The sequence below is a fragment of the Ochrobactrum sp. Marseille-Q0166 genome (assembly GCF_014397025.1).
Classification (GTDB): domain Bacteria; phylum Pseudomonadota; class Alphaproteobacteria; order Rhizobiales; family Rhizobiaceae; genus Brucella.
The window spans coordinates 72,904-97,392 of record NZ_JACJUO010000003.1 but is presented as its reverse complement, the minus strand read 5'-3'; the positions used below and the strand labels follow the sequence as shown (position 1 = coordinate 97,392).

Sequence of the window (24,489 nt, the reverse complement as noted above, 5' to 3'; positions counted from 1 at the left end):
CTGCGATCCGGAGGATTTGGTTGCCATTCACTATAACCCTCCTGCAGCCCCATTTGAACTTACCTGAAACGAACCAAGACTATGTTTCATGCACGAAATCAATATGGGCACCGCCGCCCGGTCAGCAATAATCGACGCCGCGATCTTCGATCGCCACTCACCAGCCGTAGAGTTCAAGCCTGTCACAGCACACCGCCACGTGCTGACGATTACTAGCTTCCCTATGCCACAAAGCACATTCTTACTGGAGTGACCTCAGGTACGAAATGAGATCCAGCCGATCCTGTTCCTGAGGAGCCCTTATTGTCATTGGACTTCCCCTTTGAAAGGGGAGAGCTTCTGTTAGAGATAACAGACAGGAGACTTAGAATTGAAGCAGCGCGAATTTACAGCGAGTTCAAACGGAAGGCGGTCCGCATTCTGACGACGAGTGGTCGCGGGGGTATCGTTGGTTGTGGCGGACCTTGGGATTGGTAAGTCAACGCTTGACCGTTGGCGGCGCGATTTTGCTGAGAAAGATCTGCTTTCTGGTCCGCATGAGGTATGATCCAGGAGCTTGCCCGGCTGCACAAGGAGAATGAACTTCTGCGACAGGAACGTGACCTGCTAGAAAAGCGACGGCCTTCTTCGCACGGGGGACAAATCGATGAGATTCACCTTCATTGATACGGAGAAGGCCCACATGTCTCTGTCGCGTTTGTGCATCTTTGCGGGCGTCAGCCTCAGCGGTTATCATGCCTGGAAGCGGCGGGCTCCCGGTCATCGCCAGTTCGAGGACATGATCGTGCTGGCGCATATCCGTAACCAGTTCTTCCTGTCGCGACCAATCTTGTGGATCAGGACTTCACTTGTGACAGAGCAGATCAGAAACGGGGTGTCGATATCAGTAACATATGGACCGCAGAAGGCTGGCTATATCTGGCAATGGTTGTCGATCTTTATTCTCGTCGTATTATCGGATGGGAAGCTCGGGATAGGATGAAAAATGATCTGGCTATCTGCGCTTTGAGGACGGCGATTGCAATCCGGCAATCAAAGCCGGGGGTGTTCCAGCATTCGGACAGGGGAAGCAAATATGCCAGTTATGAATATCGCAAATTTTACAATGGCTTAAGAAGGGTCTTATTTCTAGACACCGTTATGCTGCGAGCTCCGCAAAGACTTTGAATGCGAACGTTGTCATCTGCAAACTGCTTGTTGCGAATCATATGAGCCAATTCGATGCCAGCGATTGTTAAAGATGCGCTTTGAAATGATTTGAAGCTCATCATTGGCTTGGTCATATGCTTGATGACCGGTGATCTTTAGAACATTGTTTACAGCTTGGCCGCCAGTTATGTTCGCTCCGCTTTTATCTCCAGCATCAACCCACGCTGAACCATCACTTCCTGAACGTCGTGATAGAAAACCGGATAACGGACGTAAAAGAAAACAGTATAAAGGATCATACTTTTAAGAAAATGAACTCCTTTGAAGTCAATCGACTTGTCCCTTCGAAATACTCAATTATGCAGTTGATCCAAGTCCATCCATTGAGAAATGAGAATTTCGCGACAAAGCCAGGAACATAACTTCAGCTTAAAGGCAGGTAGCGGCTCGGAAGCACACCTTTCTCTTCACGGAAAACCTTGCTGAAATGACTGAGATTGTCGAATCCAACCGCATATGCAGCCTCCGTGACGCTAACACCTGCTTCCAGTAGAGTTGCGGCTGCATCCAGTCGCGTTGTACGAAGACAAGCATGGACTGACTTGCCAATTTCCAGACGAAAAGCTTCCTTGAAGCGGCGCTCATTCAATCCAACTTCGCGCGCAAGACGCGGAATGGTCCAGTCGGTGCTATATTGCTTCTCGATAATGTCGACTGCCCGGTGCAGTTTCTGCATTTCTTCCGGCGTAAGTGGCTTAACGGGCTTGCCTGTAGGGCTCCGGGAGACCGCATCAAGACCGATGCTCAGCGCTTCAATCGATTTGCTGTAGAGATGTAGCTGGCGCGCAAGCCCAGGCTCATACCTACACTGGAAAAGGCTGCCTGCAACCGCGAGCAATTCGGGCGGTGCTTTGAACCCTATCAAAAATACATCTTGCTCCGGCAAGCTGTGTTCGGTCATGACTGAGCCGCCCAGCCTCCTAAGTGAAACACCACCAAGTTTTTCCAGCAAAGTCGGCTCAAAGCGAATATCAACGACCCGCAATCGTTGGTTAGCCTGCACGAAGTTTTCGCCGCGTGTCATCCTGTTGCAAGCAAAAAGTACCGCGGCGCCGGGCTTCAACACAAATGGCGCAGCACCATCAACCGATAATGTTCCACCGCCATCCACAAATATAGAGAGAGAGAAGGTCGCAGGACCTTCTGGATGGAAAACAGTATCTTCAGAAGGTGTAACGTCGATCAAGAAAATAGTTATATCGCTGTCCGGTTGTTCGACCTTAGTGAAGGCACGCCAGCCCAGCTGATCTATCTTGCCATCAACGGCTTCGCGCCAGTGGTCTTCCGCTTGTTCATGATGAGACGGAAAAACCGGAAGTGTTGAAGGATCTGAAAATGTCATCTGTTGCTCGGCTTTCCGAAAATTAGTCCCGTTTCCGTCAATCAGCGTTCAAAAAACGTTAGCTCGAATATCCACAAACTGGAATATAGGCCTCAAGTTTAACTTGGCAGTTCTGGTGGATCAATATGCATGACGTGAGAAAGATTATTTTGGCATGTTCGGTATGCCTTCCGGGCATTATGGGCAATGTAGCTTTCGCACAGGAAAGTAGCGGGATTGTTCTCGATACGATCACCGTCACGGCATCCAAACGCGAGCAGGCTTTGAATACGATCGACGGTTCAGTTTCAGTCGTGACGGGAGAACAACTCGAAGAACGCGGCGTGCGGACGGTAGATGATCTCCAGAAAGTGTTTCCGGGGCTCAGCATCGCAAATCGGGGCAATCGCATATACTCCAATTTCACCATCCGCGGCCTGTCATCACCGGATTATTTCAATCCGACCGTGCAGATTTATGTCGATGGCGCACCGCAGACGCCTTCAACATTTTCACAGATGCTTGTTGATATTGATCGCGTCGAACTGTTGCGCGGACCACAGGGGACACTCTATGGTGCCAATGCTTACGGCGGCGTGATCAATATCATCACCAAGAAGAGCAACCAGAACCGCTTCTTCGTTCAATCGACCATTTCTACACATGAGCCGTCAATTCAGATTGGCGGAACGACTGTCATAACGACCGACACGCTATATCTCGATTATGCCGGAACATTTGCGCATTTCTTCGGCGACATTGATGATCGTACTACCGGCGATGATAACATCAATACATCCGATAATGGATTTGGCCGAGCGACATTGCGTTATGCGCCTACCGGCGGTGATTTCGATGCATCGATTACCTATTCGCGAGAATGGCTGCGCTCGCACGAAGAGGGCTATGCTTTCCAGCAGGATGTAGATGATCGCATTTATGATAGCGGTCTTTATGGTGAACTTCCTCTTCTCAAGCGCAAGGTCACAAATATATCCGGTCAGTTCAATTACCGCTTCGGTGACTTCACGCTTTCCAGCATATCCGCCTATCAGGAAAGCGACGTCATGCGTAATTTCTCGTCCGGCGCGGGCTCACGATATTTCTGGCCACAGAACGACAAGCTGTTCACGCAGGAAGTAAGATTGGCCTATGAAAGCGATATGTACAGCGGTGTGGCGGGTCTTTGGTACAGCCACGACGATTTCACCGGCACCAAAAACGGCTATTTTGGCTATTATGGCGACTCAAGCAACAATGTCATCAACGACAGCCTTGCGGCATTCGGCGAAGTCACATTGCATGTGACAGACAAGTTCGATCTGACAGGTGGTCTGCGCGCCACATATGATCGCTCGAATATTGATGCCTATCGCGAAGACAAATATACGACCGGCTATGGCTTCGATTTCGAGAATAAAGCGCATTTCACGAGCCTTCAGCCAAAGGTCGCCATTGGTTATGAGATCGTACCGGATATCCGCTTGTTTGGTGTGATCTCACGTGGTTATAAGCCCGGCGGCTTCAATCACAGCATCTCTTCGATAGTCGATGCAGCGCCTTATCAAGCTGAATCCGCATGGAATTTCGAGACCGGTGTAAAGTCCACGCTTTTAGGTGGTGCTGTCGATGTATCGGCTTCGATCTATTATATCCGCTCAACCGATAAGCAGATCTATGTTGGCATGATTGGCCAGCAGTTTATCCGCAATGCAGGTGAGGCAACCAGTTCGGGCATAGAGCTGGAGGGAACATGGCGGGCAACAAATCGTCTGACACTGACCGGCAATGCAGCTTTCGGGCGGTCCGAGTTCACCGACTTTACCGACCCCTACACCGGCGTAAACTATGACGGAAATCATGTGCCTTATGCACCCGACGTCACCGCTCATGCGAATATTGCCTACTTGCTGAGTGAAGACATCCTCAATGGCACCCTCACGGTAAATGGCGGGGTCAATTATACCTCGAAAGTCTATTTCGATGAATCAAATAGCACTGGTCAGGATGGATTTGCCACTGTTGATACAAGTCTGGATTTCGCCAATGCGTCAGGATTCAAGGCACAGCTTTATGTGCAGAATATCGCCAACAAGAGCTATAAAACATCGGGTTTTGTAAACGGTCCATATGAGCTGGGAACATTGGGCAAAGGCCGTACCTTTGGCCTGACCTTGCGCAAGGATTTCTAAGCTCATGCAAGATGCCAGGGTTTCCAGCCTGCCGCGTATTTTGATTGCCGCCGGCGGTATCTATACTGCGCAAAGCCTCGTAGGAGGTCTCACGTTCATGGGGATTCCGGCGGTCTTGCGCGCCCACAATGTCGCTCTTGACAAGATCGGGCTGATTTCGCTGGTCATGCTGGTATGGGCGTTCAAGTTTCTATGGGCTCCACCGCTCGAACGCCTGCGTATTCTACCCAATGGCAAACGCCGATCGCGAAGGATCATACTCATCGGCGAAGTGATAACTGCAAGCCTGCTCATTGCTCTCGGCTTTACGAGCGCCGTAAACTTTGCAATGGTCATTGTCTTTCTACTGCTGATGGCAGTCACTTCGGCAACCATTGATATTGCCTGCGATGCTTTTATCTTCGAGCAACTGGCGCAAAACGAGCGCGGAGCAGGTAATGTTGCGCAGGTTGGCGGTGGATATTTCGGTCTCATTTTTGGCGGTGGTCTTTTTTTAACAACTTTGGCTATATATGGGTGGTTCGCTGCCTGTATTCTGCTCGCCTGTCTGGTCCTCCTTATGAGCGTGCCGATGCTTTTGACGCGAGAGGCTCATGTTGCGCCGGTCGAAATCGCAAAAAGCCCTAGCCTGCTGCATGCATTCCAGCGCTTCGATATTCGAACCGGCCTTGTAATCGCGGTTGTGTTTGAAATGGGAGGGCGCCTTACCCAGTCTCTGACAGGCCCGTTTCTCGTTGATGCTGGCGTTCCGCTTTCATTATTGGGAATCCTGAACGGTGTGGGTGGCGTCGCAGCCGGCATTTGCGGCGCGGCACTTGGTGGCCTGATCGTGCATAAGACAGGATCGGTCAAAGCCGTTATTTACATCGCCGCTGCACATGTGATCGCACTTTCTATTGTCATGCTAATCGTTGTGCTTGGAGTGCGGGATATCTCCGTTCTTGTGAGCATATTCATCCTTGAAAGTGCGGTGATGGCTGCAGGCTTCGTTGCCATTTACTCGCGACTGATGGGCCTTGTGTCTCCATCGCAACCTGGCGTGGACTTCACGCTGTTTCAAAGCGCAAGCGCCGTTGCGGCCGCATTGTTCGGAACAGCCGGTGGCATTCTCGCTCATCAGGCAGGCTACGCAGCAAGCTTTATCATGTCGGCTGCACTGGCAACTATTACACCACCACTTCTTATTCTTCTGGAACGCCGTCTTATAAAGGGAACCTGCTCATGACCAAGCCACTCGCTGTGATAAATGGAGCTGGAGTAGCGGGCCTTGCTGCTGCCTGGTGGCTGGATAAAGCTGGATGGCAATCCGTCATTATCGAACGTGCCGAAAGCCTGCGTGAGAATGGCTACATGCTGGGCCTATCGGGACTTGGCTATGAGACAGCTGATCGTATGGGATTGCAGGAAACGCTTCGCTCCGCTTCCTACACGATCAATGAAAACGTCTATAAGGACAGCAAGGGCAAAGAGCTATTGCGACTTCGATATCGCGATTTCATACGTGATCTTCCCTATCTCGCGCTGCGTCGTAACGATCTTGTTCGCGCTCTCGCAGATGCACTTCCTGACACGGCATCAATTCGTTTTCGCGACCAGGTCGAAGGCTTCACAGACAAAGGTGATCATGTTGAAGCAAGACTTGCCAGCGGTGAGACTATTCAAGCTGATCTGCTGATTGGCGCGGACGGCTTTCGGTCTTCGATACGGCAGAAGCTGTTTGGCTCCGACAGTACCAAGAATGGCTGTCTGCAACCGCTTGGTTATTATTTTGCAGTTTATGATGTCGATGCCCCACGTAGTTTTGAAACGGATTTTCTATCCTATGCAGAACCCGGCCATCTTGCAGAATACTATTCTCTACATGATGGACGGCTAGCGGCAATGCATGTCTGGCGTGACGATCGGGGGGGACTGGAACAAAGCGAAGACCGCTATAGCCTTCTAAAAAATGTCAGTAGTGAAAGCCATCCGGAAGTGCGGCACTTACTTGATCAAGGAAAGCGGGAAGGATCAAACTTTCTCATCGACAGCCTCACCATGATTGATCTTCCGAAATGGTCTGAGGGCCGCGTGCTTTTGTTAGGCGACAGCGCTCATTGTCTGACACTGGTTTCTGGTCAAGGTGCGGGAATGGCGCTGGCTTCTACGGAAATGCTCGGAAAGGCATTGTTGGCAGAAACCAACATCGACAAGGCATTGGCTCTGCATGAACAGAAACTGCGGCCGATCATCGGGCGGCTACAGGCACGCAGTCGCAAAATGGCTGCGGTCTTCATTCCGCAAAGTGCGTTTGCATTTCACATGCGTAATTTCATTATGCGCAAAATGCCTCGTGCCTGGCTGGGTCGTTATTTCACGAATGCAATCAAATCCGAAATCGATCTGGCGCAATCAGGGTGAATAGCCACATTACAGATTGCCGCCAAGAACGCGACGCTTGTGCCTCAAAGGTTAAACTCCTTTGAGTTTTTTCGTAGCCCCCCTTAACTTCTTACCTCTTTTGCGAGCAGTGATATGAAGTAGATACCACCGATGCTGACAGTCATAACGCCGACGGGAAGCTGTGTTGCAAATGCGTTCTGGGCTGCGTAATCTGCTGCAGCGAGCAGGGCGCTGCCTGTGAGGGCAATGAATGCGATGGGGCCAGCAGCAGCCGTTAGGGTGGCGGTCAGCGCAACATTGAGATCCGCCTTGATTATCCAGCCATCGAATGTGGATAACATCGCCGAAATGCCAATACCCACGATAATCAGCCTGAAACCCTGCATGCCATTGCGCCAGGCAAGTGCATAAACTGCCAAAGCTGTGAGGATGCCACCTGTCAGCGCGCCAGGGGCAATCTCGTAATAGCCGCCTGACAAAAGCACCATGATGATCATTACGCCTGTATAGGATCCTGCTGCAAAGCCGATAATGTCGGGGCTGCCAAGCGGATTGCGGGTCAGCGACTGGAAGATAGCACCACTCATACCAAGAGCTGCACCTGACAGAATGGCGAGAAGTACGCGCTGCAATCGCCATTCGACAACAATCATCCGTACCATATCATCGCCCTGACCAAGCAAGGCATCAAGCGAATTGAGGATCACACCAATCAACAAGCTGCGCCGATGCAGGTGCAACGAGAACTGATCGCATAACAGGCGGAGCGTGGCTGTATACCCGTGTTTATCGGTCATAATCCGCTGACCTTTCTACGGCGTGCCAGCGCATAAACACGGGCGCGCCTATGAAGGCTGTGACAATGCCTGCTTCAAGTTCTCCGGGAGAAAGAACCAGACGTCCTGCAATGTCCACACTCAGCAAAAGAACGGGCGAGAAGATCAGCGTGACGGCTATAAGCTTTTATGCTTTTAATTAAGATTCGGATTAATAACAGCAGCGTTTTATCGCTTGGGAAGCAAGCGTCTGCTAATTCAAATTGCCAGTCAAGATTGTTATATCCATCCCAGTCATTGAGGGGCAGTTTGCATATTTTGTTGACGAACTGCCTTCATCAGGCTTGATTATAATTCTGAGCAGTCCACAAATTTTGCATCTTCCATTTATGATGGCCAGCACTTCTTTGTGCGCCCCTTCTTTCGCGGTCTTTCCTTTCTCGACAACCACAATACGGTCCGCATTGGCGATTTTGGCATCCCAACGCCGGACTTTATAAGGTCGATCTGGACATGGCTCTGCTCCATCAGGCATCGCCGTTTCCCGCATGATCAGATACACCCCGTAAGCGCAAGCTGACGAGTCCGCGTGTGACGGCGCATCTCCGATGCCTTTTCGCCTGAAACCCGGCGGGCAACATGCTCGATCCACGCCGGGTTGATGTCTGAAAACATATTTCGTGCGAGGTTCAGTTTCCAGATGAACGCCAGCCGAGCAGTCACCTCCAGAATGTTGTTGAGCGTTACTCGCCTTGCATCGGCCTTCTTAGCATTGAAGCCCGTCGGGCCATCAGGGTCAGCGAGGGATATTTCCATCGATACCACAGTCTCAGGCGGAAGCGCTGCACTCACCTCATGAAGCCAGCAGTCGAGACTGTTGTTGTCGTTGCGAACGAACAAGTCGTTCAAGCTCCTTGGCAGATGGACCATAGATATTGCGATCCCGGCACCAAAGAAACACCGCTTCAAACATGGCGCTGACGGATTGTCCGGACGGGCAAAATTCGCCGATCATCCAGTAAGAAAGCACCTCCTGCGGTCCCCTTGCGTCATGCGGCGAAAGCCGGAATACTGTAAAGGCTCGGCGCAACGCTGACGGGCTATTCTCTCCCATGGAAATCATAGCTGGACAGTTTGTCGGCTGGAACTCCGATCCGCTCTCGGGTCAAGCCTACCCGCCATCTTCCCACAACGTTCTGAGAGTTGGCCAAAAAGACAATCAATTCGCGTCGCAAACGACTGAAATTTGAGAGCCCAGAGAATACCTTACTACCTCAAGCCAATAACTAACACCGAACGGAATGGACTCGTCGTTGAAATCATATTCTGCATTGTGGAGCGGTGCACTATCGCCATTTCCAATAAACATGAACGCTCCCGGAACTTCCCGCAATATGAAGCCAAAGTCTTCCGCGGCCATTGTGGGCTCGTGATCGACTGTCACATGCGTTCTCGCCGACACCATCTGTGCAGCTTTGATGGCGATTGCTGTTTCGATTGGATGATTGATCGTCGGGGGATAAGGAATACACCCCTCTGGACGCAACGCTTCAATCCGCAGATCGAAACTGTTGGCGACTTGAAGACAAATGCTGTTGATTTCACGATGAATAGCTTCAGCCACAGCATCAGAAAACGTTCGGATATTGCAGCGCATCTCAACAGTGTCAGGAATGATGTTCCACGCCTCGCCGCCATTTATGGAAGTGATAGAAATAACCGCAGGTGTAAGCGGATCGAGCTTTCGGGAAACAATGGTCTGCAATAAAGTTATCAGGTAAGCGGCCGCTGTAATCGGATCCCGCCCACGGTGGGGTTGCGCTGCATGGGCGGCTTTGCCTTCAATTGTTATGAAAAGCGCGTCAGCCCCCGCCATCATGGCTCGCGGCGTGATACCGAACGACCCAATCGGCATTCCAGGCCAGTTATGCAAACCGAATGCTGATTTAACCGGATACCTTTCCAACAAGCCTGCGTCGATCATAGCTTTCGCGCCCGCCCCGCCCTCCTCGGCCGGCTGAAAACAGAATATAACTGTTCCGTCAAAATCACGTTTTTCCGCGAGCAATTTTGCAGCTCCCAGAAGCATGACGGTATGGCCATCGTGCCCACAGGCGTGCATCTTTCCATTTAACTGAGAACAATGCGGTGCATTCGTCTTCTCCAGAAGAGGAAGAGCATCCATATCTGCGCGAAGTAAAATAGACTTGTCCTTGCATGTCGCTTGCCCTTTGCAACCGTGCAAAACACCGACAACCCCGCTGGGTGCGAGATCTCTCACAATCTCATCAAAACCAAAGTTACGTAATTTTTCCTCTACGAAGCCAGCCGTTAAAGGAAGGTCGTACATAAGTTCTGGATTGCGGTGCAGATGATGGCGCCATTCTGACAACTCGGCTACCAAATCAGGATGATCAGCTATCGCATTTATGAACATCATTGGATACTCCCGGTATCAACCGCCATATTGTTGTACCTTTGAAAGTCTGGAGTTTCGCCCAGATCGTCTCCCGACACGGCCATGAGACGTTCCAGTCAGCAATCGATAACGACATCTCCAAGCGGTGTCGCTTGACAGAGCATAACGCGTCCTCGTGCCAAGATAGGCTCCTCGCCTATCAGATAATCAACTTTACCTTCGACGATACGTTGTACGCAGGATTGGCATTCCCCCGTGCGACACGAAAATGGCACATCGATTTCGTGCGCCAGAGCGAGATCGAGCAGAGTTCCGCTGTCCTGTTTCCATGTGAGCTTCTGACCCGACCGGGCAAACATCACTGAACAAGGGGCCCGATTGACGAGCGTTTTTGATGCTAGCATTGTGGGACAACCACTTTTTTGCTCAAAAGCCTCTGTTTTGATACCGTCAGGTCGTGCGCCTAACGCTTTCAAACCTTCACTTATTTCCGACATGAAAGCATTCGGACCGCAGATATAAAAATCTGCCTCTGCAACGGGTAGCAATTGCCCGATGATGCCTGCATTGAGACGACCTGAATGATCACAATTGTCGCCTTTATTTGGCTTAGAGTAAGCTGTGAACAGACGAAGCGATGGATTGATGTCTGCTATACGCTCTATATCCTCTTTGAATAAATGGTGTTCCCTGCTCCGGGCCGCATGCAAAAACCATGCTTCACGACCTGGCTGCGCCTTTGAAAGTTTTTCGACCATCGGCATAAGCGGCGTTATGCCCACGCCTGCACTAATAAAGACGATCGGGCGCGAAAGCGAACTCTCCAAAACGAAATGCCCCGCCGGTGGCCCCAGCAACAATTCGTCGCCAATTTGCATCTCATCGTGAAGTAAGTCCGAGACACCATTATTACCGATCCGGCGCACAGTAATACGCAGCGAGTACGTTTCAGGTGTGCCGGAAATCGAATAACAACGCTGCCGAGCGATCCTGTGATCATCCTTGAGGAGCGATACTGTTACATACTGGCCTGGCAGCACATCGCCAATTGGAGCGCTATCGCGTGGTTTCAAGATAAACGATGTCACATCATGGCTTTCACGCTTGCGTTCAGCACACAGGAATCGTCGCTTACCCGTCCAAGCAGTGGGTGGTACATCCGTCCATATCCGCGATCTGGTAAAGGCAGAGGAACAATGGAAATAGATTTCCTCAGTCGATAAGCTGAGCACACGCTGCTCATCGACATTATTGGTCGTTCCTCGATAATCTCCATTCAGCCTTATATTCTCACATCTGCCCGGCTCCGCTGCTAGGAGCGCATACTTACCTGAATGGGGTATTGTTTTTGCTTGATTGGTACGACATCCATTCATATCGAGCAGGAAGGATTGTCGATTGGTGGTGTAGTTGACTCGCAGAGGCTTACCGCCAAACAATTCGATCAAAATTTCACCGGTTTCAGTCTCGTAAGCAAAGACGACAAAGCCTGCGTGATCGATGAAGGACATAAAGCCGGGGCCCGCTACATTATAGGCTTTTGTCTGAACGATTGGGCTCGGCGTGCCATAAAACTCGCGCAACCCGGCTTCGGCAAGACGATGCTCGGACTCCGCGTCTCGAATTACCGGTTCGTTCCCGTTCTCCGTCTGCCATTTTCTGTCACGTGCATAGATATCCAGAACATCTAGAGGTCGCTTCCTTTCGGCAGGATCAAGCCAGAAACCACTCTTACGAAATACATCGCTTCGAATGATATCCATTCTAGACGGCTTCAGAACCAAGATGCTCAACGGTCGATTCTCGTCAGCAGGAAACGCTGCGATATCTTCCTCGCGTTGCGAAAAAGTCGCGTGGGCGACGATGTGCAGATATGCATCCGTTTGCTTGTTGAGAAGAACAAGCGTTACATTGGGATTGCTCAGTATGTTGCCGATGGTATCGAGCCGTTTATTTCCGACATAATCGGGCAGTAGAAGGCTGCCATCAGCACTTATCCTGACCACGGAAGGCTGGCCACCGCGAGGAGAGACGTCCATCGCACCTTCGTCGCTGCGTGAGGCGATGAAAAGCAAGGTGGCTTTCTCGATAAAGGAGCGTTCAAATTCGTTCATATTTTTGTTCTCCTTTTCATGCGGCTTCAATCGGCAGCCTGTCAGCTCGAGAAACCGTTGCCAATCTCGCGCGGGCTAAAGCACTGCTTCGCCCACTCTGCGACTTTCGAAGAAATCTCGTCCGGGAACGGCCTTCAGCAGACGACGCGTGTAGTCGGCACGCGGTCTTTCGAAGAGGTCAGATGCACGTGCCTCTTCGACTACACTCCCCTTTTTCATCACTACGATACGATCAGCGATCTCCCTTGCAACCCTCAGATCATGCGTGATAAACAGCATAGTCAGCCCCATTTCAGCCTTCAGTTCGGACAGAAGCTTAAGCACCTGAGCCTGAACGGAAACGTCGAGTGCGGAAACCGCTTCGTCTGCAATCAAACAGACAGGATCGAGTGCCAGCGCGCGGGCAATACAAATTCTCTGCCGTTGCCCACCGGAGAACTCATGAGGATACCGGTCCAGCGCATGCACTCCCAGTCCAACTTTCTCCAGCCAATGCGTTGTGACAGAAAGCGCCTTAGAACGTGAGGCTCCAAATGCCATCGGCCCTCGTATAATGCTTTCACCGACTTTCAATCTGGGATCCAGTGACGCATATGGGTCCTGAAATACAATTTGTACCTTGCGCCTGAACTGGCGTAGCTCCTCTCCGCGCATTTTTTGTACGGGTACGCCATCAAAGACAATCGAGCCGTCATCTGGTTCGATCAAACGCAAAACCATTCTTGCGAGCGTGGACTTGCCCGAGCCGCTTTCGCCCACGACCGCCAGCGTATCGCCTTTGTTCAAAACCAGGTTGAGATTATCTGCCGCAACGACGCGCCGAGGCGGTGCAAACATATCCCGTTTGGTCACGAAAATCTTTTGCAGCCCACGGACCTGCAATAGCGGCTGATTGTTGTCCGCCACCGAACGCACCGATCCTCGACCGGGGACAGCATCCAGCAAATCTTTTGTATATTGCTCGTTGGGCACGTTCAGAATTGTCGTGGCCGCGCCCTGTTCAACGACTTTGCCATGACGGAGCACCACGACACGATTGGCAATATCCGCAACCACGCCAATGTCGTGCGTTATAAATAACACTCCCATGTCACGTTTTTTTTGCAGGTCGACGATCAAATCCAGTATCTGTCGCTGCGTCGTCACATCCAATGCGGTTGTCGGCTCATCCGCAATCAAAAGCTCCGGGTCATTAGCAAGTGCCATCGCGATCATCACGCGTTGACGCTGCCCACCGGATAATTGGAATGGGTAAGCGGATAGAAGCGTCTGTGGATCAGGTAAGCCGACCTGCTCAAAAAGTTCCAAAACCCGCGTATTTGCTTTACTGTCGGCGATCCCCGTATGAATACGAATAGCTTCTGCGACTTGTGCTCCAACGCGTTGTAGAGGATTGAGCGCAGTGAGCGGCTCCTGAAAAACCATGGCGATACGATTGCCCCGCAAGGTCCGAATCTCCCGCGGCGCAAGGTCAAGCAAATTGCGGCCGTCAAACCTGATCTCGCCCTGCAGAGGTTTAACCTTGGACGGAAGCAACCGCAGGATCGCGTGGGCGGTCATCGATTTACCGGAACCGCTCTCACCAACCAGACAAACGATTTCGTTTTTGTTGACGTCAAAACTGACGCCATCGACAGCATGCTTGCGGTCGGCACCCATGGGCAGCCCGAGCACAAGGTTTTGAATAGAAAGCAACGGCTCGCTCATGCTCGGGATATCCTCGGATTGAGTGTATCGTTCAACGCTTCACCGACGAGATTGATTGCAACTACGGTTATAAGGATTGCAATCCCGGGAAATACGCTCATCCACCACGCCTGTCGAATGACGGTTCGTCCGGCACCGATCATGTAGCCCCAGCTCATCAGATTGGGGTCACCGAGCCCCATGAAAGATAATGCGGCCTCAATCAAGATAGCTGCCGCCACAGTTAGCGACGAAGCGACTATGATAGGCGAAACAGCATTTGGAAGAATATGCCGTACGATGATGGACTGAATGGACTGTCCCTGGCACCGGGCGGCTTGAACGAATTCACGTTGTGAGATCGTTTTCACCTGCGCTCTCGTCAGTCGCGCCAAAGGTGGCCAACTCACCAAGCCAATCGCAAAAATGATTGTGGAGATCGAAGGAGTTAAAATGGCGACAAACAAGATTGCAAGCACGAAGCTCGGTATGGTCTGAAATATCTCCGTGAACCGCACAATAGCAGTATCAAGTATACCGCCAGCATAACCCGCGACACAACCAAGTAGCACTCCTATACCAAGCGCGGTTAGTGTCGATGCCAAGCCTATCAGAATTGAAACGCGTGCTCCATGTACGATACCGGCCGCTACATCCCGCCCCAATGTGTCGGAGCCGAGGAGCATGCCGTTTTCTCCGGGTGCGCTGAAAGGCACACCAGCCATGTCCCATGGCGAAGCGGGATAGAACCACGGTCCAACGGCGGCAACTAAAAAGATGAAACCTAAAAGTATGAGGCCAACGACGCCAGCCGGCCTGCTCACGAATGTTCGTATGAAATCCCTCATAGCTCTTCTCCTATCGGCCTTTCACACGAGGATCGATAATTCGATGCAGAAAATCGGTCAGTAGATTGGTCGCGATAACCAGCATCGACATGATAAGAAACAAGCCGAGCAAAACGGGATAATCGCGCGCGGTCACCGCATCGTAAGTCAAGCGCCCAAGACCTGGCCAAGAGAATACCGTTTCCACAACCACGGACCCACCGATGAGCGCGCCCGCTTGCAATCCCGCAAAAGTCACGACCGGAAGGGCAGCGTTACGCAGCATATGGCGAGATAAGACTTGAGCCTCAGTCAGACCTTTTGCCCGCGCGGTCCGCACATGATCTTCGTGCGAAACTTCAATCAACGAAGAGCGCATCAGTCGAATGTATACGGCCATATAGATTGCGGCCAATGTAACCACCGGGAGAATGGCGTGGCGCGCCACGTCAAACATATATTGACCCGTGGTGAAACTCGAAGCGCGAATATCCACATAGCCAAATGCCGGGAGCCATTCGAGTTGAATCGAAAAGACCAATACCAGCATCAGCCCGAGCCAAAAGACCGGCGTCGCATAAAGAAGCAGCGAAACCAGCAAGATCGCAAGATCGCCCCATGAACCATTCCGCTTTCCGGCGATTGCACCGAACAAGACGCCGCCAATCAACGAAAGGAAGAAAGCGGAAAGTGTAAGCAGCAAAGTTGGTCCCAAACGCTCGGCAATCAACTGACTGACGGCTGCCCGCTGCCGATAGGAATAGCCCAGATCGAATTGTAGAACCTTACCGACATAGGTGGCGAGCTGGTGAAAAAAGGGCTGATCAAGTCCATAATCGGCTCGGATCTGCTCGATGAATTTAGCGTCCGCAGCGCCGGATTGGCCGGCGATCACCGATGCGGGATCTCCCGGTGCCGAATGAATGACAGCGAAGTTTATTATGGCGATGACGAGGATCGTAAACACAATCCCGGCCAGCTTCGCCAATAATCGGGAAAAAACGAACATTAGCTTGTCTTTAAAATTTCTGTTGGTTGTGGAGGCTTGGAGCCGAGCAATTGCTCAAGAACACCGAGAAATATTCCGGCGCCCAGCGGGATCAATTCATCTGGAAAATCATAATCCGGATTATGGACCATGGGGTGATCCATTCCCGAACCGATAAACAACAGCGCCGATTTCGAGCAGGAGCCGAATAATCCAAAATCTTCTGCGCCCCGGATAGGCAAGTAACCCGTCACCCGGGACAATGCCATCTGATCGACCGCATTGTCGAAAATCGCCGCAGCGTCCTGATCGTTGACACAGGCCCGAAAGAAATTGTGCGTGGAGTAATCAAGTGATAGTCGCTCCTCAATGGCAATCTTGCGCGCCATGTCCAGCGCTTCTCCGAGAAGACCCATGATGGCGTCGGTTTCAGGGGTGCGGAGCGTGATGCGTATCTCTGCATTACCCGGCGTTATACCGAAAACGCGCTTCCCCATTTCAACGCCAGTCACTGTAAGGCGCCGGAAACCTGGTTCGACGATTTCCCCCGCCTGCAGCCGTTCAAGAGTCGCTATGATACGCGACACCGCCATTGCAGGGGAAATGCCTGCTTCAGGCACGGAGGCATGAGAAACCTTGCCCGTCAGCTTTATACATAGCCCCATCGAAGCACAGGTAATCTGTCCGGGAGCTACTGCGATATGCCCCAGCGGCAGGCCCGGCATATTATGGATAGCAAAAGCATAGTCCGGCTTGATTGACGCAAATTTCGGATCAGCAATCACGGCCTCCGCGCCATGTGCGGTTTCCTCTGCTGGCTGAAACAGCAAAATGGCCCGGCCATGCGTCGGCCTTTTCCGGTGCAGTTGCCGGGCGACAGCTGCCATCATGCTCATATGGCCATCATGGCCGCACATATGGGCCTTTCCATCGTTACGGGATTTGTAGGGAAGATCGGAGATTTCCTGAATCTGTAATGCGTCAAGCTCGCAACGCAGTAACACCGTCGGCCCGCTTTGCTCACCCTCATAAATCAGCGCCACACCGTGACCACCTAATTCAGTTATTATGTGATCTGGTTGCGTGTCGGACAGAAAGGATACCACCTCTCGTGCCGTTTCGACTTCCTCACCTGAAACTTCTGGAAACTGATGCAGCTTATGGCGCCAGTCACGCAGCAAAGCGATTTCTTTATCGTCAATAGGAGTTAGCATTAGCATCAGCCTTTCATGTGGTGGTTGTCAGCAACCACCTTCAATCTGGAATCATGTCGAGAGCCGCCTCTAGAGCAGTCCATTCCTCTTCGACTCTCAGGTCGAATGTAACGGCTAGCTCAGGGCGAAATTGACTGTGCCGAAATTGGAATTGACGCCAGTGGCTGAGGCCGCCACTTCCTTCAGGCGGTTATCAAATATTGTTGGGTATCTTTGTTCTGCCAACCAGAGGACGGGCATTTCTTCAACCAGAAACTGTTGAACCTCGGTGTAATAAGCTTGGCGCTTTTCCGCATCCAGTTCACTTGCCGCAGCTTCGAACAATTCATCGACTTTGGGGTCAGAGTAGCCTGACGTATTGGAGAACATGACACCTTTACGGATATTTGACGATATATAGGTGCGGGCCACCCCGAGAGCGGGATCACCATTTTGATAAAGCTGGTTGCCGGTTATATCGAAGTCACCATTGCTGACACTCTCAACCCAACCTGCCAAATCGTTGCTCTGTAATTCGACCTTGATACCTGCCTTAACAAACGACTGTCGCACATATTCTGCGATGCGAGTCCACGTCTCTCCGGCAGGTACCATTGTGAACTTGAGGGAAGCTCTCACGCCATCCGCACCTGGCTTTAGGCCCATTTCATCCAGCAGCTTGGTAGCCTTCTCGACCGAAGGTTCATAAGTCCGCACGTCGGCGCTATAAAACCGCATTGAAGATGAGATTGGCCCCGTGGCCGTTTTTGCTAGCCCGAACAAGATTCGATCGCGTACGAACTCGCGATCAATCAAATGCATCAGTGCTTGCCTGAAGCGCTTGTCGTTCATGGGCGGACGGCGACAGTTCAGCTCGATCCATAGCATCGGAGAAAAATACTCGTAGCCGTCAGTAGTCATCTCAAGATGCGGCAGCGCCGCCAGACGCGCCACGTCGAAAGGTTCAATGTCTTGCCATTGCGCTAACTGCGTATCCCCCTGCTCCAAGGACACGCCGCGTGAAGCGGCATCGGGAATTACACGATAATAGATTTCGCGAAGTTTCGGCTCGCCTTGACGGTAGTAGTCATCTGTCGCCGTCAGACGGATATGCGAACCGCGCACCCATTCCGAGAAACGGAAAGGGCCGGTGCCTATAGGGGGTTGCTCCGCCCCCACTTTGCGATAATCCGTTCCCTCGAGTTGGTGGCGTGGCATCATAGGCGCTGATGCCGTCTCAAATGCCATAAGGAACGCCGGAAACGCCCGCATGAGCTTGAAAATCACCGTGTAATCGTCAGGTGCCTCAATACTGACGCAGCGGCTGAAAACATCTCGCGCACGCGGGTGCACTTCAGGCAGAAACGTCTTGCAGGAAAAAACAACATCCGCAGATGTGAATGGCTGACCATCGTGCCATTTCGCATTTTTTACGAGATGAAAAGTGTAGGTTAAGCCATCCGGCGAAACGTCCCATGAATCTGCCAGCAAAGGCTGTGGCGTCAAATCCCTTGAATAAGAAAGCAACCCCTCGTAGAGCTTTCCTGCCACCAAGCCGGTGGGGGTTTGCTGGTTCAATCCCAGATTCAAAATTGGTGGCTCAGGATAGACAATGGACATAAGCGTTTCTCCGTCCGCCTGAGCATAGGCCGCTCCACCCGTCGCTACACAAGCGATGGTTGCAGCCAAAAACAGATTAAACTCTCGCCGGTTCATGTTCCCTGTCATTTTATATCTCCTATTGAACGGCTATGAGATGTTGCGCCAAATCAGATAACGATCATGTTCTGCACAACAGGTGTTATTTTGTCACCAACGGGCATTGCGACCTCTCCAAGGGCTGGAATGCCTTGTCAGCGGAAACCGTTGCCAGCAACTTGTAGTAATCCCACGGTTCTTTGGATTCGCCAGGCTTCTTGACCTCAAACAGATACATGTCGTGCATCATGCGACCATCCGCGCGAATGGAACCATTTTGATAGAAAACGTCGTTGACCGGCAGCTCCCTCATTTTGGCGACCACCTGTTTAGTATCATCCGTACCAGCTTCCTCGACGGCCTTGAGATAGTGGAGCACGGATGAATAAACTCCGGTCTGCAACATGTTCGGCATTGCCTTTCTTTCATCGAAAAAACGTTGTGACCATGCGCGTGTTTGTTCATTCAGGTTCCAGTAACTGGCCTCGACAATCGTCAATCCTTGCGCTTCTTCAAGACCCATTCCATGGATATCGTTGATGAAACCGCCAAGTGTGGCTAGCTTCTGGCCCGTTTGAGTAAGGCCGAATTGCGCGGCCTGCTTGACCGAGTTGATCGTATCAGCACCAGCATTCGCCAGAGCAACCACGCTTGCACCTGACCCTTGCGCCGTAAGAAGTGCCGATGCAAAGTCGGCGGTCCCGATAGGCAAGCGGATACTGCCCACAACGTCACCACCCCTCGCCTTGATGAGGTCGCCGGTCTCCTTTTCCAGACCGTGACCAAAAGCATAATCCGCAGTAATGAAATACCAGCTCTTCAGCCCCTGATCGACGAGTGCCTGACCCGTAGTATGCGCAACTGCATAAGTATCGTATGCCCAATGAACGACAAAAGGGCCACATGCGTCATTCGTGATACGCAACGAACCGGGAGAACTCAGGACGATAAGCTTTTCCTTCTGCTTTGCGACTTCCAAAGCCGCTAGTGCTGGCGACGATGACGCTACATCGAGAATTGCATCAACACCATCTTCGTCGAACCACTTTCGTGCGATTGCACCGCCGATATCAGCCTTGTTCTGGTGATCTGCAGAGACGATCTCGATTGGCATCCCCAGAACGGTCCCACCAAACTCTTCGACTGCCATTTTTGCAGCCGTGACAGCACCCATACCGGTGATATCGGCGTAGACGCCGCTCATGTCCTCAATAAGCCCGATACGGACAACCTGATCACTGATTCCATCTTTAGCGAAGACGTTTGACGTCGCGAGTATTCCCGTCAGGAAAACCGCGACACTTGCCAACTGCTTAAGTCTATCAACGCGCATACAGTTCCTCCCATATTATTCTATTTATTAATCGGAAACACACATCGAATTGGTCCGAATTCTCGCTGCAAACTCCTGAGCTCGTTTCAACGCGGCAATGTCAACGCCCGTGGAATAGCCCTTATTCTCCAGATGGTTGACCAGCCGCAATGTGCTTAGATTTCCAGCTGCTCCTGGTGCGTATGGACATCCCCCAAGCCCCCCGATAGCGCTGTCGAAAACACGGATACCGTGTTCAAGTCCTACATTGATGTTCTCAAGCGCCCGACCATAAGTATCGTGAAAGTGACAAGCGAGTTGCTGCGACTGAAGTTTCTGGCCGACAACACATAGCAACTTATGAACGCTATCTGGCGAAGCTCGCCCAATCGTATCCGCCAGGGAAATTTCGGTGCAGCCCAAATCCGCAAGCTTGCCCACAATTTCCGCGACCACGTGCGGCTCAACAGCGCCTTCAAATGGGCATTCAACGGCGCAGGACACATATCCACGCAAACGCACGCCACTGTTGCGCGCTAGGTCAGCAATTGGTTGAAACCTATTGATACTCTCATCTATCGAGCAGTTAATGTTCGTTCTGGCAAAGCTTTCCGATGCGCTCGTAAATACCGCCAGCTCCTCGACACCTATTTCGAGCGCAGCACGGGCACCACGCTCATTTGGCACCAACACCGAGCGGATCAATCCTTCTGCTTGCGGGGTCCCACGCAATACAGCTTGATGATCCGCCATCTGAGGTACCCATTTCGGGGAAACGAAAGCCGTAACTTCCAGTCGCGTCAACCTAGCCGCACGCAGAAGGGAAATAAGCTCAAGTTTTTCCTCAGTCGCCACGACGCGTTTTTCATTCTGTAGACCATCACGGGGGCCGACCTCAACTATCGTGACGCCAGCCATCATCGATCCTTTCCCCGCGCTGCAAAAGCCGCCAGACTCTTCTTGGCTTCGTCACTGGTAAAGGTACGCTGGCCAATTCTGGCTTCCTCGCGGAAAGCATCGACAAGAGGAAGGTCCGGCAATGTTAATGCCGCTTCCTTTATGGCCTGTACCGCCGTTGGACTGAAACCGGCCAGTCGACGAGCCATATCTATAGCGGTTGCCTCAACCTTATCTGAAGGTTCAATACGATTGACGATGCCCCGTTCAAGCATATCCGATGCAGAGAAGCGTTCGGCAGTGAGCATTATCTCCATGGCATGGGCATATCCTATCTGGCGTACCAAGCGCACCAACGTACCGCCTGCCGGAACAAAGCCGTGCCCTACCTCAGGAAGCTGAAACACAGCGTCCTGCGAAGCAATCCTTATGTCCGTAGCCAGCATGAGTTCGAAACCAGCCCCCATGCAGACACCTTGGACCGCGCTTACTATCGGCTTATTAAACCCGGCATATTTGATATGTGCCGGGTCCCAGGCCGAAATATCGAACCGATCAGATGCAAGAGCGGGAATCGATTCCTTGAGATCCGCGCCCGCACAAAAGGCGCGCGTTCCCTCGCCACACAGAACCACCGAATGAATTTCTGAATCAGTATTGGCGCTCTGAAAAGCGGCGCCTAGATCGTCATACATCGACAGCGTCAATGAGTTGAGTTTTTCGGGCCGGTTAATCCGGATGATCGCAACGTGATCGTCCTTCGTGAAGTCGATCGTCCCCATCAAATTGCACCTTGATCTTTCAATCGGGCCACCTCTTCGGGTGAAACGCCCAGAAGTTCTGTCAGAATACGGGCGCTGTGCTCTCCGGGAGACGGAGCCTTCTCATACCGGATACTCTCCATGCCGGAGAGCTTGATTGGCAGCCCGAACATTTTGACCAGCTGGTCTCCCATAGGGACATCGACAATCATCTCGCGCGCTGCAATGTGAGGATCTTCGACAACCTCTGCTATGGTCTTGATTGCACTTAAGGGAACTTGGTCTCCCGCCATTTCTTCAAGTTCGGCTTTTGTATACTTACTAAACCATTCATTCAGGAGAGGCTTGACAACTGTCTCCGAAATCTTTGGATCGAAACGCTTCTCCATCGTGTCGATTTGCGGGTCCTTGGCTTTTTCGGGCTGGCCGAACAGCTTGCACGTGATGGACCAGAATTTATCCGTATAACCTCCGAAGAACACGTAACCGTCCTTGCAGGGATACTGACCATAAGGACTGACGAATGGATGATCGTTCCCTAAAGGCTCAGCCACTTCTTTTTGAGTGGTGTAACGCACCACAGCATTTTCAGTGAGAGTGAGGATCGAATCTTGTTGAGATACATCCACGACCTGACCCTTGCCAGTTTTTTCAGCCTCCCGCAGAGCCGCAAGAGTCCCGATAGCTGCGTAAAGCGACGCAGCCAGATCGCCTATGATCGTTCCAACTCTCACCGGCGGCCGGTCTGGATAACCATTCATTGACCATAGGCCGCCTGCCGCCTGTCCTGTATTGTCATATGCGGGCTTCGATGAATTGGGACCTGATCGACCAAATCCGCTTATGGCGGTATAAACAAGCTTTGGATTAATGGCGCTGAGAGTATCGTAACCCAAACCCAGCCTGTCCATCGTTCCCGGACGGAAGTTCTCGATCAGAATATCCGCCTGCTTGACCAATTGTTTAAGCAGGAGTTTTCCGTCTTCGGACTTCAAATTGATCGATAAACCCAGCTTGTTGCGATTGAACTGGGAGAAAAATGCGCTGAGCTGTATTTCTCCTGAGGGTACAAATGGTGGAAACGTCCTTGCATAATCCGGCTCTCTCGGATGTTCGACCTTGATAACAGTCGCGCCCATATCAGCCAGAAGCATTGCGCAAAACGGCCCCGCGACGACCCGCGTCACGTCGAGAACGATTACCCCTGACAACGGACCAGATCTCCTTGAAAGGACAGGGCGCATTTCTCGTTCAGTACTCATTGGGGCCTCCATATCTGCCAGGACTGTCAATCCGGTCCCTGGCTCATTGCATTGCGCAATAATTGCAGGGATTCGCGTACGCGTACCATCAAGCGTTGCGCATGCCTTCCAGCAATTCTTTTGCCCGGTCCACGCGGACATCGTGGTTAGCGGTCAGAGCGGCCGCAACCTTGTCAACTTCCTCGCCGGTCGCTCCGGCGACAATGGCAATGTTGCGGGCATGCAATGCCATATGTCCCTTCTGGATGCCTTCCGTCGCCAGGGCACGAAGCGCAGCCATGTTCTGTGCCAACCCGACTGCTACCGTAACTTCGGCTAATTCCTGTGCTGTCTGCACACCCAATACCTTCAACGCCGCGCGCGCGGCGGGATGTGTTTTCGTGGCACCCCCTACCAAGCCCAATGCCATTGGCATTTCCAGTGTACCTATCAGGTTCCCCTTGACATCGATTTCCCAGCGCGTAAGCGAAGTGTACCGGCCCGAGCGCGAAGCCCATACGTGGGCACCTGCTTCAATCGCGCGCCAGTCGTTGCCAGTGGCGATAACGATCGGATCGATACCGTTCATAATTCCCTTATTATGGGTGGCAGCGCGGTAGGGATCGACAATTGCAAAGGCGCAAGCCTCGACAATACCGTTCGCGATTCTCTCCCCATCGTACTCGTCGGTTTTCAATGCTTCCGGCGTCAGCGAGACCATTGCACGTGCAAGGCGCAAATCCGCATAATTGGAAAGAATACGCAGACGCACGACGCCACCGGTGATTTTCTCGATCAGTGGCGCGACTGTTTCGGCCATCGTATTGACCGTATTCGCACCCATTGCGTCCCGAACATCCACAATCAGATGAACGGCAATCATAGGGCCAACCTGCGTATCTTCAAAGATATGGACTTCAATATCTTTGCAGCCACCACCCAACGAAATCAACACTTTATCCTTAGCGTTGGCCGCCATAATGATCGCCTCACGCTCCTGCAGCACCCGAATTCGCGCACCATGCGGATCGCCGAGCTTCAGTACCTGCACCTGGGCCCGCATGAGTGGGCCAGTGCTCGAGGTCTGAAACCCACCGCATTTACGCGCTATCCGCGCCATATAGGACGCGGCCGCGACAACCGATGGTTCTTCCACTGCCATCGGGATAAGATAATCCCGCCCATTTACGGTAAAATTTGTAGCGATACCTATCGGCAGTTCGAATAGGCCGATGACATTCTCAATCATTCCATTGGCGAGATCTATCGGCAAGCCGGCATGAGATAAGACATCCACCTCTTCAGGCGAAAGCGATACCGCATCGGCGACTTTGGCCAACCGTTCAGCGGGTGAAAGATTCCGCATATTCTCCAAACGAGAATTAACGTCCTGTCGCGATGCTTTCACGTTCAAATCAGCCAATACCGCCTCCCAGAAGAAGTTCCTCTTGAAAGTTTTATGGGCAATTTGTT

Annotated in this window: 20 protein-coding genes and 2 pseudogenes; 4 read left to right on the top strand and 18 right to left on the bottom strand. The window is 51.9% G+C overall.

What is annotated here, in order from left to right:
- Positions 1-369 precede the first annotated feature (369 nt).
- Positions 370-1,098: pseudogene (locus H5024_RS19010) on the top strand (DDE-type integrase/transposase/recombinase); the annotation flags it as partial.
- Between the two features lie 40 nt (positions 1,099-1,138).
- On the opposite strand, the pseudogene H5024_RS19005 reads toward H5024_RS19010, so the two are convergent.
- Both H5024_RS19005 and H5024_RS19000 read right to left on the bottom strand, forming a co-directional pair.
- Positions 1,139-1,448: pseudogene (locus H5024_RS19005) on the bottom strand (hypothetical protein).
- A 125-nt stretch (positions 1,449-1,573) separates the two neighbouring features.
- Entirely contained in the window at positions 1,574-2,551 is a 978-nt protein-coding gene (locus tag H5024_RS19000; protein ID WP_187548787.1) for an AraC family transcriptional regulator, read from the bottom strand.
- Between the two features lie 125 nt (positions 2,552-2,676).
- Here H5024_RS19000 and H5024_RS18995 point away from each other — a divergent pair, with 125 nt between their 5' ends.
- From H5024_RS18995 to H5024_RS18985, 3 genes are read left to right on the top strand one after another with little or no spacing between them, the layout of a single operon-like run.
- Positions 2,677-4,722: a TonB-dependent receptor gene (locus H5024_RS18995; RefSeq protein ID WP_247875391.1), complete on the top strand. Its 2,046-nt coding sequence runs from the start codon at positions 2,677-2,679 to the stop codon at positions 4,720-4,722.
- Between the two features lie 4 nt (positions 4,723-4,726).
- Positions 4,727-5,947 carry an MFS transporter gene (locus tag H5024_RS18990; protein WP_187548786.1) on the top strand — a complete coding sequence of 407 codons (1,221 nt, stop codon included), beginning with the start codon at positions 4,727-4,729 and terminating at the stop codon, positions 5,945-5,947.
- Positions 5,944-7,122, top strand: a complete 1,179-nt coding sequence (locus H5024_RS18985; RefSeq protein WP_187548785.1) for an FAD-dependent monooxygenase — start codon at positions 5,944-5,946, stop codon at positions 7,120-7,122. Before H5024_RS18990 ends, H5024_RS18985 begins: the two co-directional genes overlap by 4 nt.
- An 83-nt stretch (positions 7,123-7,205) precedes the next feature.
- Here the strand turns inward: H5024_RS18985 and H5024_RS18980 are convergent, their stop codons facing one another.
- The 16 genes from H5024_RS18980 to H5024_RS18905 form a co-directional block, all read right to left on the bottom strand.
- Complete coding sequence (locus H5024_RS18980; protein ID WP_187548784.1) at positions 7,206-7,901, bottom strand: iron chelate uptake ABC transporter family permease subunit; 696 nt, start codon at positions 7,899-7,901, stop codon at positions 7,206-7,208.
- Positions 7,891-8,019 (bottom strand): iron chelate uptake ABC transporter family permease subunit, encoded by a 129-nt coding sequence (locus H5024_RS18975; protein ID WP_348770722.1) that lies wholly within the window; start codon positions 8,017-8,019, stop codon positions 7,891-7,893. The genes H5024_RS18980 and H5024_RS18975 overlap by 11 nt, the downstream gene beginning before the upstream one ends.
- A 114-nt stretch (positions 8,020-8,133) precedes the next feature.
- Positions 8,134-8,415 (bottom strand): hypothetical protein, encoded by a 282-nt coding sequence (locus H5024_RS18970; protein WP_187548783.1) that lies wholly within the window; start codon positions 8,413-8,415, stop codon positions 8,134-8,136.
- 17 nt (positions 8,416-8,432) lie between these two features.
- Positions 8,433-8,789 (bottom strand): hypothetical protein, encoded by a 357-nt coding sequence (locus tag H5024_RS18965; protein ID WP_187548782.1) that lies wholly within the window; start codon positions 8,787-8,789, stop codon positions 8,433-8,435.
- Positions 8,790-9,099: 310 nt separating this feature from the next.
- The gene (locus H5024_RS18960; RefSeq protein WP_187548781.1) at positions 9,100-10,320 is read right to left on the bottom strand and encodes an amidohydrolase; all 1,221 of its coding nucleotides are present in this window, start codon (positions 10,318-10,320) and stop codon (positions 9,100-9,102) included.
- Positions 10,321-10,415: 95 nt separating this feature from the next.
- Positions 10,416-12,413 (bottom strand): pyridoxamine 5'-phosphate oxidase family protein, encoded by a 1,998-nt coding sequence (locus H5024_RS18955; RefSeq protein WP_187548780.1) that lies wholly within the window; start codon positions 12,411-12,413, stop codon positions 10,416-10,418.
- Positions 12,414-12,488: 75 nt separating this feature from the next.
- On the bottom strand, positions 12,489-14,120 hold the full coding sequence (locus tag H5024_RS18950; RefSeq protein WP_187548779.1) for an ABC transporter ATP-binding protein: 1,632 nt from the start codon (positions 14,118-14,120) through the stop codon (positions 12,489-12,491).
- Entirely contained in the window at positions 14,117-14,947 is an 831-nt protein-coding gene (locus H5024_RS18945) for an ABC transporter permease (protein WP_187548778.1), read from the bottom strand. The genes H5024_RS18950 and H5024_RS18945 overlap by 4 nt, the downstream gene beginning before the upstream one ends.
- A gap of 10 nt (positions 14,948-14,957) precedes the next feature.
- Positions 14,958-15,935 (bottom strand): ABC transporter permease, encoded by a 978-nt coding sequence (locus H5024_RS18940; protein WP_187548777.1) that lies wholly within the window; start codon positions 15,933-15,935, stop codon positions 14,958-14,960.
- A complete protein-coding gene (locus H5024_RS18935; RefSeq protein WP_187548776.1) occupies positions 15,935-17,128 on the bottom strand; it encodes an amidohydrolase in 1,194 nt (397 codons plus the stop codon). The genes H5024_RS18940 and H5024_RS18935 overlap by 1 nt, the downstream gene beginning before the upstream one ends.
- 114 nt (positions 17,129-17,242) lie before the next feature.
- Entirely contained in the window at positions 17,243-18,835 is a 1,593-nt protein-coding gene (locus tag H5024_RS18930; protein ID WP_247875389.1) for an ABC transporter substrate-binding protein, read from the bottom strand.
- A gap of 73 nt (positions 18,836-18,908) precedes the next feature.
- Complete coding sequence (locus H5024_RS18925) at positions 18,909-20,138, bottom strand: ABC transporter substrate-binding protein (RefSeq protein ID WP_187548775.1); 1,230 nt, start codon at positions 20,136-20,138, stop codon at positions 18,909-18,911.
- A 27-nt stretch (positions 20,139-20,165) separates the two neighbouring features.
- A complete protein-coding gene (locus tag H5024_RS18920; protein ID WP_187549109.1) occupies positions 20,166-21,035 on the bottom strand; it encodes a hydroxymethylglutaryl-CoA lyase in 870 nt (289 codons plus the stop codon).
- Positions 21,035-21,796 (bottom strand): enoyl-CoA hydratase/isomerase family protein, encoded by a 762-nt coding sequence (locus H5024_RS18915; RefSeq protein ID WP_187548774.1) that lies wholly within the window; start codon positions 21,794-21,796, stop codon positions 21,035-21,037. Before H5024_RS18915 ends, H5024_RS18920 begins: the two co-directional genes overlap by 1 nt.
- A complete protein-coding gene (locus tag H5024_RS18910) occupies positions 21,796-23,037 on the bottom strand; it encodes a CoA transferase (protein ID WP_187548773.1) in 1,242 nt (413 codons plus the stop codon). Before H5024_RS18910 ends, H5024_RS18915 begins: the two co-directional genes overlap by 1 nt.
- A gap of 88 nt (positions 23,038-23,125) precedes the next feature.
- The gene (locus tag H5024_RS18905; RefSeq protein ID WP_187548772.1) at positions 23,126-24,439 is read right to left on the bottom strand and encodes a hydroxymethylglutaryl-CoA reductase, degradative; all 1,314 of its coding nucleotides are present in this window, start codon (positions 24,437-24,439) and stop codon (positions 23,126-23,128) included.
- Positions 24,440-24,489: the final 50 nt, after the last annotated feature.